This window comes from Longicatena caecimuris (assembly GCF_018406465.1).
In the GTDB taxonomy this organism is placed as follows: Bacteria; Bacillota_I; Bacilli_A; order Erysipelotrichales; family Erysipelotrichaceae; genus Longicatena; species Longicatena caecimuris.
The window spans coordinates 688,733-707,786 of record NZ_AP024510.1 but is presented as its reverse complement, the minus strand read 5'-3'; the positions used below and the strand labels follow the sequence as shown (position 1 = coordinate 707,786).

Below are 19,054 nucleotides of genomic sequence, written 5' to 3'. Positions count from 1 at the left end.
ATGGAGGAAAGTTTATGAGCAAACATGTAAGTATAGATATACGAGTACCAGTTGAAAATGATAATCCGGCAATACGACGAATTGAGAGCTTATGTATTCGTTGCGGACAATGTAAAGAAGTTTGTAAGAAAGAAATATCTGTCGGTCATCATTATGATTTATTAAAAACAGAGGATACCGCCATTTGTATTCATTGTGGACAATGTGTAAATGTTTGTCCAACAGGTGCTTTGGTTGAGCGTCAGGATTGGATGGAAGTAGCGGATGTCATTAAAAGCGGCAAGAAAAAAGTGGTGGCAATCACGTCGCCAAGTGTGCGCGTTGGCTTAGGTGAAGAATTTGGCATGGAAGCCGGAAGCTATGTAGAGAAACAAATGGTTGCAGCTCTTCGCAGTGTTGGTGTGAATTATGTATTCGATACAACGTTTGCGGCAGATTTGACCATTATGGAAGAAGCCAGTGAACTGATTGATCGCATTCAAAACAAGAAACCATTACCGCAATTTACCAGCTGCTGCCCGGCATGGATAAAATTCGTTGAAACCTATTATCCACAGCTATTACCAAATATTTCATCTAGCAAATCTCCAATCAGTATGTTTGCGCCGACCATTAAAACATGGTTTGCGAAGAAAGAAGGAATCGCTCCTGAAGATATTTATATAGTAGCCATTACCCCATGTACCGCAAAGAAATTTGAAATTACCAGAGAAGAATTTCATGATGCCGCAAACTATCATCATACCCAAGGGTATCGTGACTGTGATAAGGTAGTTACCACAAAAGAGTTAGCGAATTGGCTGCGTGCAGAAAATTTAGATCTAACTAGTGTTGGGGAAAGTGACTATGATAGCCTCATGCCTAGAGGTAGTGGTGCCGGTGTCATCTTTGGCAATACCGGTGGTGTTATGGAAGCTGCTGTAAGAAGTGCCTATTATTTTCTTACAAATGAACAGCCTGGTGATGATTTATTGAAGCTTGAAGCGATACGCGGGCTTGCCGGTGTACGTGAAGCCAGTGTAACGATTGCCGATATTCCTGTACGCGTTGCTGTTGTGCATGGTACAGATAATGCCCGTAAATTTATTGCGCATATGGAAGAAACCAAAACACATTATGACTTTGTGGAAGTTATGACATGTCCTGGTGGTTGCATCGGCGGAGGCGGACAGCCAAAGCATATCGGTGAAGATATGCAGGATATCCGTAAAAAACGCATTGCTTCATTATATGATAAAGATGCTTCTATGAGCTTGCGTAATTCCCATGATAATCCACATATCAAAGCTGTCTATGAAGAATTCTATGGCACACCTTTAAGTACTTTGGCCGAAGCTTTATTGCATACGACCTATCATGAACGCAAAGATTTAGGTGAAGATCCCGCTGTTTACGCAAAGGCATTTGAAGCTGATTCAACTGTAGCAGGAACACCTACATCTTCTGATGTGAAATATCGCTGTACGATCTGTGGCTACATCTATGAAGGTGATATCACAAAGGAAAGTGACGACTACAAGTGTCCGATTTGTACGGTTCCTAAAGAAATGTTTGAATTAGTTAAGGAGCCAGCTACACAAGCACCTGCAGAAGAAACAAGTACGGATGTAAAATATCGCTGCACGATTTGTGGTTACATCTATGAAGGTGATATCACAAAAGAAAGCGATGACTACAAGTGTCCGATTTGTACGGTTCCTAAAGAAATGTTTGAAAAGATTGCATAAACAATAGACCTCATTGCCAAAACAATGAGGTTTTTGATTTATTTTTATGAAAGACTTGGCTTCTTTCACATTTTTACGATACAATAATGGACAGTGAGGTATTCCTATGGAAAAAATTAATTCAATACAACAATTAAAAGATTGTTTAAAGGCACATGCCATCGTTTGTACGACAGATAAAAAGGGGATGGTGTATGCTATCCAGCATAAAGATGGTGTTCGCATACAAAATGAATATTCCCGTTTTATGCTTTCAATGGAAGACTTTCTGGCATTATATGGCAATCAGACCTTCTATATTTATGAAGAAGAAATGATAGAAGAAATCGCAAGTGAAAAGGATGAAGAATACTATAGTTGGTATCATAAATAATAGCTGCTTGAGCTTCATCGCCATCTTACGCAACTGCTTAATGAATATTATTAAGCATATGTCGTTCTTGCCTTCACCTTGACTATCATTATGAAAAAAGTACAGGTTACTGATGATCATTTCATCATCAGCTCTCTGTACCTTTTTTAGAATTGATAAGGATTACGGATTATCTTCCTATCCCATTTGCGCATCGCCATACGATACATCGCCTTTGCATGAATCGTATCGTGCCAGATAAAACGACGCATGACCTTTGCCAGTGTCCATGCTTCATCATAATTTCCTATATAAATCTTATTATCTAAAAAATGCTCTTGTTTCTCTAATAATGCAAAAGCCTGTAAACGATTCTCATATATGTTTGTCAGGTTTTGCAGTGATACCTTTATTTCTCCCATATAATAAGACGTGACATTATTGGTATGTTCATACATTGCTTGTGCTGTTGTAGGAATCTTCCCATAAAAAGTCTTACGGGGAAATAGATCAGTGTATAATTTCTTAGGTATGCTTTGATATAAGGTAAGAAAATCATGCGCTGATTGTATGCAACGCTGTTTCAATATAAGATATTCTTCGATATGTAGGCTGTTTCGTTCACTATCAAATAGCACATCACTATCTGCATCCTGCACTTGTAAGGTACTGTCCTTTTCCTGAACTATGACGATATCTTCATTAGCTTTTGGGCAGGTCTTATCTAGCGCACACCATTTTTGATATCGCTGAATATCATGCAACAGTTTACCCTTTGCTTCTTGTAACGTCTTTCCTCTACCACTTGCTCCCGGATAATCTTCACTCCATAAAATGCCACCAATGCCATTATGTTCCCAGATTCCCCTCATATCACATTTCCTGCAAAATATTTTGAATCCATGCACATAAACGGCTGCTTGCCGTTTCCGCAACTTTTAAAACTTCTTCATGGGAATGTTTTTCTTTACAGATACCGGTTGCCATATTGGTTATGCAGGAAATGCCTAAGACTCGCATACCTAAGTAATTAGCCGCTATGGTTTCGGGAACAGTAGACATGCCTATGGCATCGCTGCCGGCACGCTCAAACATGCGTATTTCTGCCGCTGTTTCATAATAAGGACCTTGCCACATCGTATATACACCACTATGATAAGGTATCATTAAACGATCAGCTATTGTCTTTGCCAAATTTCTTAAATCTGAACTATATGGTTCAGACATATCTGGAAAGCGTGGACCAAAGCGTTCATCATTTACACCAATTAACGGATTCACAGAAACGCCATTGATAAAATCATCAATCAGCATTAAATCTCCCTGCTGAAACGTGCGATTGATACCGCCACAAGCATTGGTAATAATAAGATCATGTACCCCTAACATTTTCATCACAAACACCGGAAAGGTAATTTCCTTCATATCATAGCCTTCAAAATAATGAAATCTTCCCTGCATCACCATCACGCTTTTGCCATGCATTTCTCCGATGATAAGATTACCTTCATGTCCCGCTACACGTGAAATAGGAAAGTGAGGAATGCTGTCATAAGGTAGAGTGATAGGATGTTCGATTTGTTCACTTAACTGACCTAAACCACTGCCTAAGATCATCCCTACTTCAGGAGCCTTGTTTATATGCAATTGTATATAAGATTTAGCCTCCATTACATCATCATAAAACATAGTGCTGCCTCCTTTACTTTTTCTTACTTTTATTATAAACGATATAAGAAGAAGAAGGAATACATATCCCTATTTTATTATGGAAGGATACTGATTGAGCAATCGAGTAGGGTGAAATAAATCACCCTTTCACACCACCGTACGTACGGTTCCGTATACGGCGGTTCGTTTTAATTTCAAAGCGTGTCTCTCTATATAGTAGTCTAAACAACTGACTAGTCCTTTTTGGGCTAGTTTTTCTTTTGATATTGCTCTTACCACACATGTTTTGGTTACTACCCATTGATAATGGTCTCCCATATACGATGTCTGTCTTGCTCTATCTTTTCTAATCCCAAGTTTTTGTAATCCCCACTGTCGCTTGCTGGGTACTTTCCACTGTTTCCATATGATTACTCGCAGTCTTGTACGAAGATGTTCATCTATCCTTGTCATATGTGTTTTCATATTACATATGGAATAGTAGTTTATCCATCCTCGTATTACTTGGTTCAGTCGTCTTATTCTTTCTTTTAAAGCCATTGTGTTCTTTCTGATTATTAGCTGTTTTAGTTTCCTCTTAAATCGTTGTATGGAACTTGCGTGTGGTCTTGCACAATATTTCTCAGCTTTGGTATCATAATAAAATCCAAAGCCTAGATATTTTAATTTATTAGGTCTTGTAATATGCGTTTTTGTCGCATTTACTTTCAGTCCTAATTTGTGTTCAATCCACTTTGTGATTGTATGCATCACTCTGTTCGCACTGGCTCTACTTTTTACCGCTATCACACAGTCATCTGCGTATCTGGTAAAGTGTAACCCTCTGCTTTCTAATTCTTTGTCTAATTCATTTAGGATAATATTACTTAGTAATGGTGATAGGTTTCCACCTTGTGGTGTTCCCTTTTCACTCTTTTCATATTTTTTCGTTTATCATGATACCTGCTTTAAGATATTTTCGTATGAGCGACTCTGTATCTCCATCATTTATGATGATGTGTACATAACTCATCAATTTATCCTGTGGTACGTTGTCAAAGAATTTCTCTAAGTCAATGTCTACTATCCATTCATATCCATCATTGATATATTCCAATAATTTCATTATGGCCTGTTCACAACTCCGATTTGGTCTGAATCCATAACTATAATCCGAAAAGAACGTTTCACATATTGGACTTAATACTTGTACCATTGCCTGCTGGATGATTCTATCCATTACCGTTGGTATCCCCAGATTTCTAGTTCCTCCATTCGCTTTTGGTATTTCAACCCGCTTTACTGACTGTGGTTTGTACTTCCTCTCTGTGATTTCAGCTCTGATACGTTCCCAGTTCTCTTTTATATAAACATAGGCATCCTCAATCGTTATTTCATCAATTCCGCTTGTTCCTTTGTTCGCTTTTACACGTTTATAGGCTTTGTTCATATTTTCTCTGTTCAGTATCTTTTCTAATAGTTTTGACATACTTTGTGCACTCCTATCCTTTCCGCTTTCTTACAAATCATCATATGTGTTTTGGATATTTGCTCATTTACGTTTTCACTCATACCCCTGTCTGATTGTTGTAAGAAACACACATTTTGCTCGTGCGATTAAAACGTTCAGTCCTTCAGTATTTCTACCTACTATGACCTCGGCTGACTTCTCATTGTTCGTTGTTACTACTCCTCGACTGCACGTCGTTCTACGTCTCGCCTACTAAGCCAATGAGACCTCGCGGGGTAAGTCACATATCTTTCCTCGTTTACTTATCTGATTTACGCCATTAGGTTACGGTTATCTTTTGGACTTTGATGCTTATTGCCATCTCATCCACTAATGTCGCCTTATTATCAGCCATCCAAACTTAATGTTCAGACTTCCTGTCCGTTAAGCCACGATTTCGCTATTGCTTCCTCTCTCCCATACCTCACGATATGAAACTTGCAAGTCGCTCTAGGGTTCGTCGATAACTACGCCCCGAGGGATTTTCACCCTAGATATGTGGCATGCCCGCCACACAATAAAAAAGTGGCAATTGCCACTCTTCATTGCTTATGCGATATAAGGCAGTATCCTTACATGCGCGTTCATAAAGGATTATGAGAATCAGATTTTCCTATCTTTTAGCTTCTGTTTCTTAATAGTCTATTCCAGTACCCCTAATTCTTCTTTTCCATCTTCATCCTCAATCTGCTTGTCCAATTTCTTCATTTCATGAGAGATAAAACCGAATACAACAATACCACTTGTTATATCGGCTATCGGACCGGCATATAAAATACCATTTAAACCAAAGATCATAGGTAAGATTAAAATTAAAGGGATCAATAAGATCAATTGCCGCATCATCGATAAGACACTCGCCTTTAATGGCTGCCCGGTTGCCTGAAAATAGCTTGTCGCTGTTATCTGGAACCCTGCACAAAAGATTCCCATCATAAAGATACGCATACAGCGGATAGCAAATTCGGTAAATGTCGCATTGCCACTGCCAAATAAAGATAATATGATATGAGGAATGGTAATGCATAACAACCAGCCAACAATGGAAGTAATTGTCGCAATACCAGCCGCACGCTTATAAGTACTTTTAATGCGCTTTGGTTGATTTGCGCCTTTATTAAATCCCAAAATGGGTTGCGCACCAATACCAATGCCCACACAAATAGCAGTAATGATCATCGAAACCTTTAAGACAATGCCCATAGCACTTAATGCCACATCTCCACCGGTCGATGTCATATCACCATAATATACCAAAGAGTTATTCATGACAACCTGCATAATTGTCGCTGCTGTCTGTGTAATACAACTAGAGATTCCTAATGCGAAAATCGCTTTACAGATGGATGATTTTAACTTCATATGATCAAAGCGTAAACGCATATGACCTTTTTTCAAGAAATAATATAGTAAGATGACAGCACCAATGATTTGTGATGTTATGGTCGCAATCGCAGCACCTTTTACTCCCCAATGCAAGACAAAAATATAAAATGGATCGAGCATCGTGTTTAAAATAGCACCTGCCAGCATACTATACATGGCGACATTAGGACTGCCATCCGTTCTTGCCATATTGGATAATCCGATACCTAACAAATTAAACGTAGATCCTAACAAAATAATGCTTGCATAGTCTTTCGAATAGGCCATATTTTTCGGTGTTGCGCCAAATAAGTTTAATATAGGTTCTAAGAAGACTAAACCAATTACAGTAATCAAAAGACCGATGACCAACAGCATCAAAAATTCATTTCCCAATGTATTTTCGGCTTCGTCTTCTTTCTTTTCCCCTAATTTGATTGCCGCATAAGCACTACCACCGGCTCCCAACATCGTGCCTATTGCCAAAAGAATTGTCATCAAAGGAAATGTGACCGTTGTTGCGGCATTTCCCAGATAACCAACACCTTGCCCGATGAAAATTTGATCAACAATATTATATAATGCATTCACCAGCATACTGATGACACTGGGAATAGCAAAACGCATTAACAGCCGTCCAATCGGCTGATACCCTAATGGATTTCTTGTTTTTGGATGTACATGTTGTTCCATAGATTCCCTCCTTATTTCTTTTTAACGAAAGCAGCTGCATTCGCTGCTACTCTTCCCATGAGGCGCGCTGTAACTTCGCATTCTTCATCACTTAACCCATCTGTGATGATCGCATGCCAATCAGCAAGCACTTGATTGATCATCTCAACAATGGCCTCACCTTTTTTTGTCACATACAGTTTCGTGATACGACGATCATGTTCATCACTGCGTCGCAATACGTAACCCTGCTCCTCTAATTTTTTTACTGCTCTGGCCGTCGTTCCTTTATCATAATGATCTTGATATGCAAGCTCATATTGATTAATCCCCGGATGACGATAGATATGTAATAGAAAAAACTGCTGTCCACAGCCAATATGATAGGGTGCCAGTTGTTCATCGAAATAAATCTGACTTAGCCGATATACCATGGAAGAATATTTACTAATAGCAGGCATTTCATCACCTCTTAACTTACCGTTGCATAAACAACTATTGTATTATACCGTATGAAAGTTGCATACGCAACCATAAAATGTAAGATTTTTTGACGATGTCTTGCTTCAGTAAAGTCATATATATTTTCATCAGTAAATGAAAAAAGCTGCCAACATCTTTGCTTCCGATGTATGCGCAGCCTTTCATCACATTTTATTTTTTATCATGCAGTTTTCCATCAGCATAGTATTTTCCTTGGAAATCATCCTTCATATATTTATAGTCTTCTACTCTTATTAATTGTTCATCGTAAAGGGCACATTTACCATGCAGACAAGCTGCATAATATTCACTCTCCCCATCTTTGCCTTTCACAACCAAAATGTCATCATATACCTCATCCATGACTTGACGATATGCAAGGTCATAAAAATGCCAACCGTCTTTAAGCTTCACAATGCGATAATTACTTTTATTGTTACGATAATCTTTAACTTCTAGCAATTCTTCATCACCCTGCATCAAAATCTTTTTACCTTCTTTTTCTTCGACATAAATGATAAAGCCTAAATCATATATATTTTCATCAAAACTAGAATGAACAATATTGCTATACTCCTTCATTCTATCTTTTTCCTCTTTTGCTTGGTAATTCATAGCAGTCATAATGCTAAACAATACGGCCACTGCAATGATATATGGTAATTTAGATGGAGTCTGTACTTTTCTGCTTTTCGACAAGTACTGATGCAATTGAAAGACAGCTTTCTTTACGTCTTGCTCAGGTGGGATACCTTGCGCTGCTTTGTTTTGGATAGACAGTAAATAGGATGATAATTTTAATTGTCTATCCATAAGATCTTTGATAGATTGACGATATCGTTTCTTTGGTAAGATATACTCTGATAAGCGTTTTAAGAATTGCCCATTTGTCCTAGCTTCTAAAAAGGCATTCGTACTTAAAAAGGTTATCCATACCGCTGTATCGTTTCGTTTAGTTGATTCACTCAGCATTATCCATCGCTCCAACACCGTATCTTCAACAGGTCTTTGTTTACTCATCAAATCAGAGAAATCAACTATGTCAAAACATTTTCCACTTATATGAGCAAGCACTTCACTTTCCTTTGGCAAGGAAAGCTGCTCTTGCATCATCTGTTGTACCTCGCTTTGAAGTGGCTTTGGACGATCCAATGTCTTCCATAAGAGTTCATGGAATTTAACTTCTTGTTTCACCAGCTGAAAACTTACTGTCTTAAAAAAAGCTTGCCAGCTGGATGGCTGTGTCCGCAGCGGACTTTGGTCGAGTGCTGCCCAATCCATCAATACGAGATGCAAAAGTGCATAGAAATACTTTTCTTTTATGGACAGCAAAACAGCAGTCGGTGTCTTTAGCTCCATCATCGTCTGCCTTTTTAATTGTTCATCAAAGGCTTCGATAGGAACGCTTGTTTCTATTCTTTTAAATTGATAGAGTGAAAGACGCAAGCGTAGAAGAAGCGCTGTATCGCATGAAAATACGCAATTGTCTTTATGATATGGTATTAATTCCTCTAACGCTTCGAATAAATAGTCTTCAAAACCTTTATACTCTTGAAAAAATTGTTCCCATTCATTGTATGTGGCTTGTGTTTCATAGAGCTGTTTCCACTTTTCAACAAAGTTATTTTGTATATACTGCAATACATCAAAAACATCTTTGTACGCTTCTTCATCATCATTCGCATGAACTTCCTCTTTTTCAAAAGCAAATAACCTTTCATAGATGCTATGCATATCTTCATGTTCCGCTTGATTGTTACTTTCTGCAGATTGCGACATAGCGCTTTGTTTGGCTATTTTTAGGGCGCTTTCATAAGCTTGGCGTATCGTTTGATACATTTCGGGGTCATCTTCAGGATGATATTGTCTCACCATTTTACTATAGGCTTTTTTAATGGCTTTTAGATCTGTTGTTTCTGTGATTGCTAAAATTTCCCAACAAGATTTCATACTTCATTCCCCCTATGCTTGAAAATAACGAGGAATCGTCGTTGTATCCCCATCCCCTTCTATGCTATCCAGGCGTCGGCTGACTTCATGATAAGCATGATCAATCGCACGTTCATTCTGACTTTCCAATACCTGTTCAAAATAGCGCATCAGATCTGCTACCATTTGACGTTCTTCTTTTACAAGTTCTAAAAACATTCGTTCACCACGTGCCAGTAATAAGCGATTACGTTCTTTATCACGTGGATGTATCTTCAACTCCTTTAATGCTTGGAGCTTTTGCTTAATTTCTGCCTCACTCATACGATTATTTTTCGATAAGATCATCTTATGAAAACTTTGCCGGGTAGAAATTACAAAGGCATCCACCTCTAAAATGCCATTTATATCATAAGTTAGACGAACCTTTACGATTTCCTTACCTTTTTTATTGGGTGGTACCTTAACTTCTAAATTGCCTAATAACAGATTATCTTCTGCATGGTAATGTTCTCCCTGATAAATTTCAAAATCAATGACTTCTTGTTGATCATGTATAGTCGTATACAAAGATTCCCGACTACATGGCAATACACTGTTACGTTCAATCAAAGGACTCATAATTGCATCCTTCAGCCCGTCGGGATATATAGCAGTGCCTAAAGTGAAGGGACAGATATCACTAAGGAGCATATCTTTGATTTCTTGATTGCGTTCTTTAATACCGGCTGCTGTTCCACATCCATAAGCAATCGCCTTATCCGGATCCAAGTGCATAGTTACGGTATGCTTAGTCAGATATTCTATATAATGCTGAACGACTGGCATCTTACAAGAGCCCCCGACAAGGATGATATCATCAATATCTCCAATATCATCACCAGCATCCTTTAATGCTTGTTTTAAGGGACCTTCCATCCGTGTTAAGATGCTATTACCCAACAGAATCAGCTGCTGATTTGTAAGTTTCATACTCAAAAGCGTATCATGGATGCGTACTTTCATGTTCACCTCATCCTGTTCACTCAGTTTACGTTTGCATATTTCTGCCTGCTTCATTAACATCGCTTTTTCCTGGACACTGATATCTGTAGCATACAGACCATGTTCCCTTAAAAAGGCTTCAGCGATCACGGTGTTAAAATCTTCCCCACCTAAATGATTATCGCCGGCAACCGCAGCTATTTCAATCACATTATCAAAAGCATCTACAACGGAAATATCTAAAGTACCACCACCAAAATCGATAATGAGAAAAGTTTTGTCTTCCCCATCATCATGAATATGCTGTGCTAACGCAGCAGCACTTGGCTCATTGATAATTCGTTCCACTTTTACTTGCGCCAATGCCCCTGCTGTCTTTGTCGCCCAACGCTGATCATCGTTAAAATATGCCGGCACACTGATAATGACCTCTTCGATGTCTTCCTGCAAATACATTTTTGCATCTTCAATCAGTTGGCGTAGGATAAAAGAACTTAACTCTTCAGGTTTAAATGTCTTATTACCTAACGTATATTGCTTGGCTGTACCCATGTCCCGCTTAAACGCAGCAACACTGTCTTGGGGATGGGTAATCAGACGTTCCTTTGCTAATCGTCCTACTAAGATTTCATCATCCTTTACACTGACGACACTTGGTGTTATATATTCCCCTAATGCATTTGGGATCAATTCTGCTTTGTTATTTCGCCAAACACAGGCCAATGAATTGGTTGTACCTAAATCTATTCCAATAATTGCCATATAAAATCTTCCTCTCTTAACTACGAAGGCGTGTATCCATTTGCTTTTTTATTTTATCATACCCTTTGCACATGAGTAAAATTTTCACATTTTCTTATCGCATGTTTATGGCATTACTCTATCATAATCACTTCCATCTTATGAGCCTTTGCCCGACGATTTGATATCGCGTTGTAAAAACCTCTTCTATGAACTTACGATCATGTGATACCGCAAGGATACAGCCTTTAAATTCCTTTAAGATCTGACGAAGAAGCGGATTTGTAAGTGGTGATAAATTGCGGGTCGGCTCATCTAACAGTAAGACATTGCAATTGGTTTTAATGAAGCGTAAAAGATACACTTTTGCTTTTTGTCCTTCACTTAATTCCATGAGGGAATGTATCATTTCATCACTCGTAAATTTCATTCTTCCTAGTAATTCTCTGGCTCTGGTAACATCCTTTTGATCACCTTCTTCCAAGAGAAATTGAATAGGTGTCTCATGTTCTTGAAAACATTGTGCGTATGCTTGCGGCATATACCCAACCTTAAGATCATCGCGCAGCTTGATTTCTTCATAAAGTCTTTTCAATAATAAACTTTTTCCACAGCCATTGCGTCCTGTAATTACCACTTTTGCTTGCCCCTTTATCAATAAATCAACATCTTGTAACAGTATTCTTTCTTGTATGCGCAATTCCTTTAGCTGATACTGCATAACTATTTTCGCAGCCGGTAAAGGTGTTGCTTCAAAATAGACATCAATGGCTTCTTCTACTGTATCCACCTTATGAACCCCATCTCTTTCATGACGGTTTTCCAGTGCCTTGATATTTTTCATTTTCTTTTTCAATAATTGCCCCATGGATGGGTTGCGCACCGTATCATTCAATGCATCATGTACCGCATTACGCATATCGTTCAATTTGATCATCTTTTTTTGATATTCCAACTGTTCTTTCGAAGCTAAGGCGGCTTCTTTATTTAATTTCATTGCTCTGCTGTTAACATACTCTTGATAGGTACCACGATAGATCGTATGCACACATTTTGTTTTCTTATTTCGCTGTTCCAGATGGATGATGACATTGGCCGCATGTTCCAATAATGTTTCATCGTGTGATATAAAAATAACCGGTATTGTCTGTTGAACGATGAATTGTTCCAACCATTCCAGTGTTTCAATGTCCAAATCATTGGTCGGCTCATCGAAAAGTAATAGCTCCGGATGACTGGCTAGCAACTTTATCAGTTGAAGTTTAACCTTTTCTCCACCGCTTAACGTTTTGATTTTTTGTTCTGATGTCAAACAGGTGGCATCCAGATGTACCTGATGACATAATTGTTCAAATTCTTTTAGGCGATTATAGTCTTCTGCTTCTATGATATCCGCAACATCATTTTTTAAAACATATTCATATACATAGCTTTCCTGCCATTTGTCATTTAACTGTTGTTCAAAATAGCCGATATGTTTCATGTCTGTAATAATCGTTCCACTTACCTCTGCATAGTCTTCTATTTGTTTTGTATTATAAATTGCTTTTAATAAGGTTGATTTTCCATTTCCCTCTTCACCGATAATTCCTACCTTATCTTCATTTCCCAGGGAATAATTAAATTTATCAAGTAATATATGATTCTTTTGATCTTTTATTGTAACATCTTTTAGAATAAGCAATGGACATACCTCCTTTTGACACAAAAGAAAAGAACGTCAGACGTTCTTTGTGTGATTGTTCATCAGGATAAGTGATCATACGATAATGACACGACAAAAACGATTCTGTTTACGGATTCATTTTTAAGTTTCATTATCGATTGTACATCCTATCACTCCTTCATCTTGCTTTTTATGATAGCGTAAATAAAAATGAATGTCAACTTATAAAAAACCATGTATGGGGCATGATAAAGGATAACGAGGTGAGAGCATGAACGATTCTTATTGGATCAACAAACAAAAACAACAGCTCCAATTTCCGCAAGTCACAAAGGAATTGGATACGAATATTGTCATTATCGGTGGTGGTTTATGTGGGTTAAGCAGCGCTTATTATCTTTCTAGAGCAAAAGAAGACATCATTGTTTTAGAGGCTGAGGAAATTGGTCGTGGAGCCAGCGGGCGCAATACGGGAAAGGTCACATCGCAGCATGGCTTAATCTATCGTCATTTATTAGAAAGCTATGACAAACATTTTGCGCGATTATACTATCATGCAAATGAAGAAGCAATCACTTCCATCGAAGAAATCATTCAGGAGCATGGGATTGATTGCGATTTTCATCGTTGTGATACGATGCTATATACAAATGATGATGTACAAATTGCCCAGTTGCAAGATGAATATCAAGTGTATTTGGATCTGCATATTCCTTGTACCTATGTGGAAAAACAAACAACGCCTTTTGCGATGAAAGCTGGACTTATCATGCATTATCAGGCAGTGTATGATCCTTATGCATATGCTTGCGGTTTGGCTAAGGTGCTTCGTGATGCAGGCGTTTCACTTTATGAGCATTCTCCCGTGAGTGACTTGCAAGAAGAAGCAGATGGCAGTTATACACTGCTTTGTAACAATCAACGTATTCATGCTAAAAAAGTCATTCTTGCCACGCAGTTTCCTATATTGGATCATGGACATTTCTACTTCGCCCGCATGCGCTGTGATCAAGAAACAATTTTACTTTGTGACTATCATGGAGAAGACTGTACGGCATTATCAATCGATACCCCGATGCGTTCCTGGAACTCCATCAGAGATGGCATTTTAATCGGAGGAAACAGCGGTAAAAGCGGTCAGCAGGATAGCAGCGATTTGCAGGAAATGCTCAAAGAAGCTGCCCAAAGTTCTAGCATTGGTGATGTAAAAGCCGGTTGGAGCAATTCAGATTATATCTCTTTTGACCATATCCCCTTCATTGGTAAATTAGATAAGCATAATGAAAACTTGTTATTTGCCAGCGGTTTTTCTAAATGGGGCAATACCAGTGCAAATATCGCCGGAAAGCTTTTATGTGCACATGCACTAGGTAAACGCAGCCAATATCGCGTAATATTTACACCACAACGGATGTCGGATATCTTCTCCCTACCTTTTGTAAAGGAAAATCTAAACGTTGCCTATGAATTTATTAAAGGTAAATTTAAACATCCCGATGACCAATATCCTGATATCGGTGAAGGGAAACTAGTGCAGATTGATGATCATACTTATGGTGTATATCGTGATGAGGAAGAAATTCTGCATATCGTCGATGTGACTTGTCCGCATTTAGGTTGTGTTTGCCATTTTAACGCCATGGATAAGACCTGGGATTGTCCATGTCATGGTTCTCGTTTTTCCTATACCGGTGAATTGATCAAAGGACCGGCTACCTATCGTCTACATCGTTACGGCGAAGGATTCAATGAGATTGATCCGCATATTATTGATTGATCTTTTAAAATTACTCCTTCATAAAGACATAAGAAAACACCCTTTAAGAAGACTGCTGTTTTGCGAACAGGTAAGCGAAGGGTGTTTTTCTTATATTTTCTACATAACGATACAACGACTGTATTTTATTATCAATTTTTCATAACTTTTTTAACAGCCAGAAACCACTGAGTACTGCCAATCCTTCTGCCAGCGTAATCGTAAACCAAATGCCATTCATCCCAAATAGATGGACCATGATAAATAATGATATGATCACAAAGACAAATCCTTTCAAAAGAGCCAAAATAGTAGCAGCACGGCTACATTCAATGGCTTGCAAATAATATAGAATCATGGTGATGATGGCCGTAAAAAACAAGCTTGTAAAATAAAAGCGAATGCCATCCCCGGCACTGGCAATAAGCTGCATATCTCCATCACTGAAAATGGCAGCCACAGTGTTAGGAAAAAGGAGAAAAAGGATGTATAAAAGTAACGCAAAAAGAGAGCTGGCAATTAAGGATATATGAAATGCCTGCTGGGTCCGCTTTTTTTGTCTTGCCCCATAATTCGTCGATATAATTGGCTGTGCGGCCTGGGCAAAGCCATTTAATAACCCTTTGGTAACATAAGCGATATTGGTGACGATGGCATAAGCAGCTAAGAATAGCTGATCTGCCTCTTGGACAATAACATAATTAAAAATGAGCACTACGCTTCCGGCACTGATTTCCAACACACCGCTACCGGCTCCATTCATCAGCATACGTTTCCATACTTCAATAGAAAAGATATTCTTACAAAAGTGCACCGTATTTTGCTTAAAGAAAAAATGTGGCAACATAAACAATAAACTTAATACGGCTGATAAAGCAGTCGCAATGGAAGCACCAAAAAGCCCCATGCCAAAGACCATGACCAAAAGATAATCTAAGATGATATTCGTAATATTGCCACATAAGGTAGCCTGCATGGCAAGCTTGGGGGCATGATCATTACGTAATAAGATACTGCCGGCATAATTAATGACAAAAAACATGGCACAAGCATTGATTGGACGCATATATTCCATAACATGTGGCAAAAGCTCTTGACTGCTTCCTAACATGTAGGCAAAAGGTTGAGCAAATATCGTCCCAAAAACCGCAATAAACAATCCTATTACACTCATGCCCAACACACTGCAAGTAAATGCCTGATTTCTTTCTTGCATATGTCCTGTTCCTTCCGCAATGGACATGATCGTAGCTCCCCCAACTCCAAATGTTAAGCCGATAGCAGAATATAGTGTAAACAATGGCATAGCGATATTCAATGCCGCTAAACCGGTACTGCCGGCACCTTTGGAAATAAAGAAGACATCTGCCAGGCAATACAAGGAATTGCTCGCCATCGCAATCAGCGTAGGGAAAAGATAATGCAGATATAGCCGATGCACACGATCATTCAATAGCCGATTTGAAGATACCTTAGTCGACATGAACCTGTTCCTTCACTTTCCGCAAAACACGTCGTGTCTTATGCGCATCTTCTATCGTAAAGACAATAAGTGCCGAAGTGATACCAAGCTTTTGATACGCCTTCCATTCTGCGATATGATCATAGGCATCCTCACTCAATAAATGTATACGACAGTGTACATCACTTAAAATCGGATAGCGATGCCCTTTCAAATCCTTCAGATTATAGCGTGTTGCTTTTCGACATAAACCACACTGTTTCTTACCATCATCCTTTAGACATGCCTGTATCGGGCAATATTCACTCAGCATCAATTCCACATGACCATATAGTTGTACAGCAAAATTGCCTGTTCTATGATAACACTTTTGAAATGCCGTGGTTAATTCCTGTATGGTATCCGGGGTATGTTCCACTGATAAGGTAAGAATGTCCACACCGTTTGCAAAGGCAAAAGCAGCGCTATAAGAATTTGTGATATTCAAAGAAGTATCTCCGGCATGAGCTTGAGCAAAACTTAATCCTGCCGTTTCTTGAATTAAAGTATGAGGTTGTGTATAAGCATCTTTTTTTACGCGCTCTTCACGTAAATAGACTGTTTCATTGGCTTGTCGTAAAGTTTGATATAAGCTGACATCCGCTATGTAAATAGAAGAAAAACCTTCTTCACGACATACTTCATATTGTTCTTTTGTATGTACGACAATCATGACTTCACGCATTGATGGCAAAGCGATAACCTTTGCTTTTTCTTCTGCAAAACGTCGAACACCATTTCGTACTTCACGCAGTTTCTGCAATTGCTCCAATGCCTTTCTGCGCATGCGATTCAATTCCTTAATAGGTAAAATGCCATTACTTACAACATTACTCATATCACAGCAGCTGATAGCAAATGGCGTATCCTTTGTTTTTTGTAGTTGTGCCAGGATGCGTTCCTTAGATAAAGGGGTTTTCATTGCTTTTTCACATGGCATATCGGAAAAGACTTCCACTTGATGCTGTTGCTCATCTTTAACGATCAATTTTGCTTTTTTCTGAAGCTGCATGGAAAAGGATGCTTGAATGGGAATGGTACGTGAACGCTGCTCATAGGATGCTCGCAAAGCTTCCAGCTGTTGACAATCACTCGTCTTTAACAATATACTGCCTTTTTCCACATAACCGGTTTTATCCAATTGAATGCGTTCATTCTTTTTTGCGTGATTCACTAATAAGCCATTTTGATACATACGATTGACACGAAAGCCCTCATCCCCTTTGGCTTTCAAAATACGCACACCATCTCCTTGATGTAAATCATCTACCAATTTTACGGTCATCTTATCTTTGCTGATCTGTTCAATGATACCTGCACGCACGCCCATATGATTGGGACGCAGCGGATTCATTAACGCACTTCCAACCTGGTGAAAGAGATGTCCGCTGGTAAAGCCACGATGAAACACTTTTTCCATTTCCTGTTTCATAGCAGCATCTACATGAAACGTTTCCTTACGAGTATACGCATCTATTGCTTTACGATATAAGGCACACATTAAGGCTACATATTCTGGACGCTTCATTCTGCCTTCAATCTTAAAGGATGCTATCCCTGCCTCAATTAAGGTTGGTACTTGTTCTAAGGTATTTAAATCCTTCGGACTTAACAAATACTGCCCTTTGGTCGTGATTTCTTTGTGTAAACCATGATGATCTTCTTCCAATGTATATTGCATTCGACAGGATTGGGCACATTCTCCTCGATTTCCACTGCGTGCCAAAGTCAGAGAAGACATCAGACACTGTCCGGAATACGATACACATAAAGCCCCTTGTACAAACACTTCCAAATCTACGCCAAGTTTTGCATATTCGCGAATTTCTTCAATCGTTGTTTCTCTTGGAACAACCACTCTGGCTGCCCCCATTTCCTGTAACATCGCAATGCCTTGTGGATTATGAATATGCATCTGTGTAGATGCATGTAACTCCATATCCGGAAATCGCTCATGCAGCAAGGTAAATAAGCCGACATCCTGAATGATCAAAGCATCGACATCCATATCCTGCAAACGTTTTACATACGCTATGACTTCTTCCATTTCCTTCTCATAAAGCAGTGTATTCACGGTTACATATACCCGCACACCATATACATGTGCATATTTAACTGCCGTTTCCATCTGCGTATCATCAAAATTATGCGCAAATGCTCTTGCGCCAAACATAGTTCCTCCTAAATATACTGCATCACAACCATTTTGAACGGCTGCCTGCAATGCCTCAAAGCTTCCTGCCGGAGCTAATAATTCCACATTAGTTCTCACTTCTTTTCACCTGCCGTTTCGTTTTAAAAACTGAGCGCATGATTGTTGAAACCATTAAGATACCTAACACCAAAACGCCTGCAATACTAATCGTATCTAAGCCAATATTTAATGCCTCATCTACATGTCCCTGGATCGCCTGTAACATCATGCGATACATACCACCACCGGGTACCAAAGGAATTAAGGCGCAAATGATAAAGGTCGTGACCGGTGTCTTACAGATACGTGCTAAGATTTCTGAATAAAGTGAAAAAGCGATAGATCCCAAAAACATCGCCATCATTTCACTACAGCCATACTGCATGGACAATTGATACACAACACCGCCAATACTGCCGCCAATACCAGCTAGTAATAATTTATTTCCTTTGATATTAAATAACACCCCAAATCCTAAGCTGGCAAGAAAACTGGAAATCATCACACTGCCCAGATTCAGCATA

Annotated in this window: 15 protein-coding genes; 3 read left to right on the top strand and 12 right to left on the bottom strand. The window is 38.9% G+C overall.

Features of this window, described 5'->3' with window-relative positions; all coding sequences use genetic code 11:
* Positions 1-14 precede the first annotated feature (14 nt).
* Both KJS44_RS03365 and KJS44_RS03360 read left to right on the top strand, forming a co-directional pair.
* The gene (locus KJS44_RS03365) at positions 15-1,727 is read left to right on the top strand and encodes a [FeFe] hydrogenase, group A (protein ID WP_008689757.1); all 1,713 of its coding nucleotides are present in this window, start codon (positions 15-17) and stop codon (positions 1,725-1,727) included.
* A gap of 106 nt (positions 1,728-1,833) precedes the next feature.
* A complete protein-coding gene (locus KJS44_RS03360) occupies positions 1,834-2,100 on the top strand; it encodes a hypothetical protein (RefSeq protein ID WP_008689758.1) in 267 nt (88 codons plus the stop codon).
* A 146-nt stretch (positions 2,101-2,246) separates the two neighbouring features.
* Here the strand turns inward: KJS44_RS03360 and KJS44_RS03355 are convergent, their stop codons facing one another.
* The 9 genes from KJS44_RS03355 to KJS44_RS03320 all read right to left on the bottom strand — a co-directional run bounded on the left by KJS44_RS03355 (position 2,247) and on the right by KJS44_RS03320 (position 13,097).
* Positions 2,247-2,951 (bottom strand): hypothetical protein, encoded by a 705-nt coding sequence (locus KJS44_RS03355; protein ID WP_008689759.1) that lies wholly within the window; start codon positions 2,949-2,951, stop codon positions 2,247-2,249.
* 1 nt (position 2,952) lies between these two features.
* Positions 2,953-3,768 (bottom strand): purine-nucleoside phosphorylase, encoded by an 816-nt coding sequence (locus tag KJS44_RS03350; protein ID WP_008689760.1) that lies wholly within the window; start codon positions 3,766-3,768, stop codon positions 2,953-2,955.
* Between the two features lie 129 nt (positions 3,769-3,897).
* Positions 3,898-4,608: a group II intron maturase-specific domain-containing protein gene (locus KJS44_RS14645; RefSeq protein WP_276512702.1), complete on the bottom strand. Its 711-nt coding sequence runs from the start codon at positions 4,606-4,608 to the stop codon at positions 3,898-3,900.
* Positions 4,609-4,666: 58 nt separating this feature from the next.
* Positions 4,667-5,218: a reverse transcriptase domain-containing protein gene (locus KJS44_RS14640; RefSeq protein ID WP_276512701.1), complete on the bottom strand. Its 552-nt coding sequence runs from the start codon at positions 5,216-5,218 to the stop codon at positions 4,667-4,669.
* Between the two features lie 663 nt (positions 5,219-5,881).
* Positions 5,882-7,297 (bottom strand): MATE family efflux transporter, encoded by a 1,416-nt coding sequence (locus KJS44_RS03340; RefSeq protein WP_008689763.1) that lies wholly within the window; start codon positions 7,295-7,297, stop codon positions 5,882-5,884.
* Positions 7,298-7,308: 11 nt separating this feature from the next.
* The gene (locus KJS44_RS03335) at positions 7,309-7,737 is read right to left on the bottom strand and encodes a MarR family winged helix-turn-helix transcriptional regulator (protein WP_008689766.1); all 429 of its coding nucleotides are present in this window, start codon (positions 7,735-7,737) and stop codon (positions 7,309-7,311) included.
* A gap of 193 nt (positions 7,738-7,930) precedes the next feature.
* Positions 7,931-9,709: a J domain-containing protein gene (locus tag KJS44_RS03330; protein ID WP_008689768.1), complete on the bottom strand. Its 1,779-nt coding sequence runs from the start codon at positions 9,707-9,709 to the stop codon at positions 7,931-7,933.
* A gap of 12 nt (positions 9,710-9,721) precedes the next feature.
* Entirely contained in the window at positions 9,722-11,434 is a 1,713-nt protein-coding gene (locus KJS44_RS03325; RefSeq protein ID WP_008689770.1) for a molecular chaperone HscC, read from the bottom strand.
* Between the two features lie 127 nt (positions 11,435-11,561).
* Positions 11,562-13,097 (bottom strand): ATP-binding cassette domain-containing protein, encoded by a 1,536-nt coding sequence (locus tag KJS44_RS03320; RefSeq protein ID WP_008689772.1) that lies wholly within the window; start codon positions 13,095-13,097, stop codon positions 11,562-11,564.
* A gap of 253 nt (positions 13,098-13,350) precedes the next feature.
* Between KJS44_RS03320 and KJS44_RS03315 the strand changes: the two genes are divergently transcribed.
* Positions 13,351-14,856: an FAD-dependent oxidoreductase gene (locus KJS44_RS03315; protein WP_008689774.1), complete on the top strand. Its 1,506-nt coding sequence runs from the start codon at positions 13,351-13,353 to the stop codon at positions 14,854-14,856.
* 139 nt (positions 14,857-14,995) lie between these two features.
* On the opposite strand, the gene KJS44_RS03310 is transcribed toward KJS44_RS03315, so the two are convergent.
* From KJS44_RS03310 to KJS44_RS03300, 3 genes are read right to left on the bottom strand one after another with little or no spacing between them, the layout of a single operon-like run.
* Positions 14,996-16,318 (bottom strand): MATE family efflux transporter, encoded by a 1,323-nt coding sequence (locus KJS44_RS03310; RefSeq protein WP_008689775.1) that lies wholly within the window; start codon positions 16,316-16,318, stop codon positions 14,996-14,998.
* Positions 16,308-18,608, bottom strand: coding sequence for a U32 family peptidase (locus tag KJS44_RS03305; RefSeq protein ID WP_017144568.1), 2,301 nt, complete (start codon positions 18,606-18,608; stop codon positions 16,308-16,310). The genes KJS44_RS03310 and KJS44_RS03305 overlap by 11 nt, the downstream gene beginning before the upstream one ends.
* Positions 18,598-19,053 carry a threonine/serine exporter family protein gene (locus tag KJS44_RS03300; protein WP_008689777.1) on the bottom strand — a complete coding sequence of 152 codons (456 nt, stop codon included), beginning with the start codon at positions 19,051-19,053 and terminating at the stop codon, positions 18,598-18,600. Before KJS44_RS03300 ends, KJS44_RS03305 begins: the two co-directional genes overlap by 11 nt.
* Between the last annotated feature and the right edge of the window lies 1 nt (position 19,054).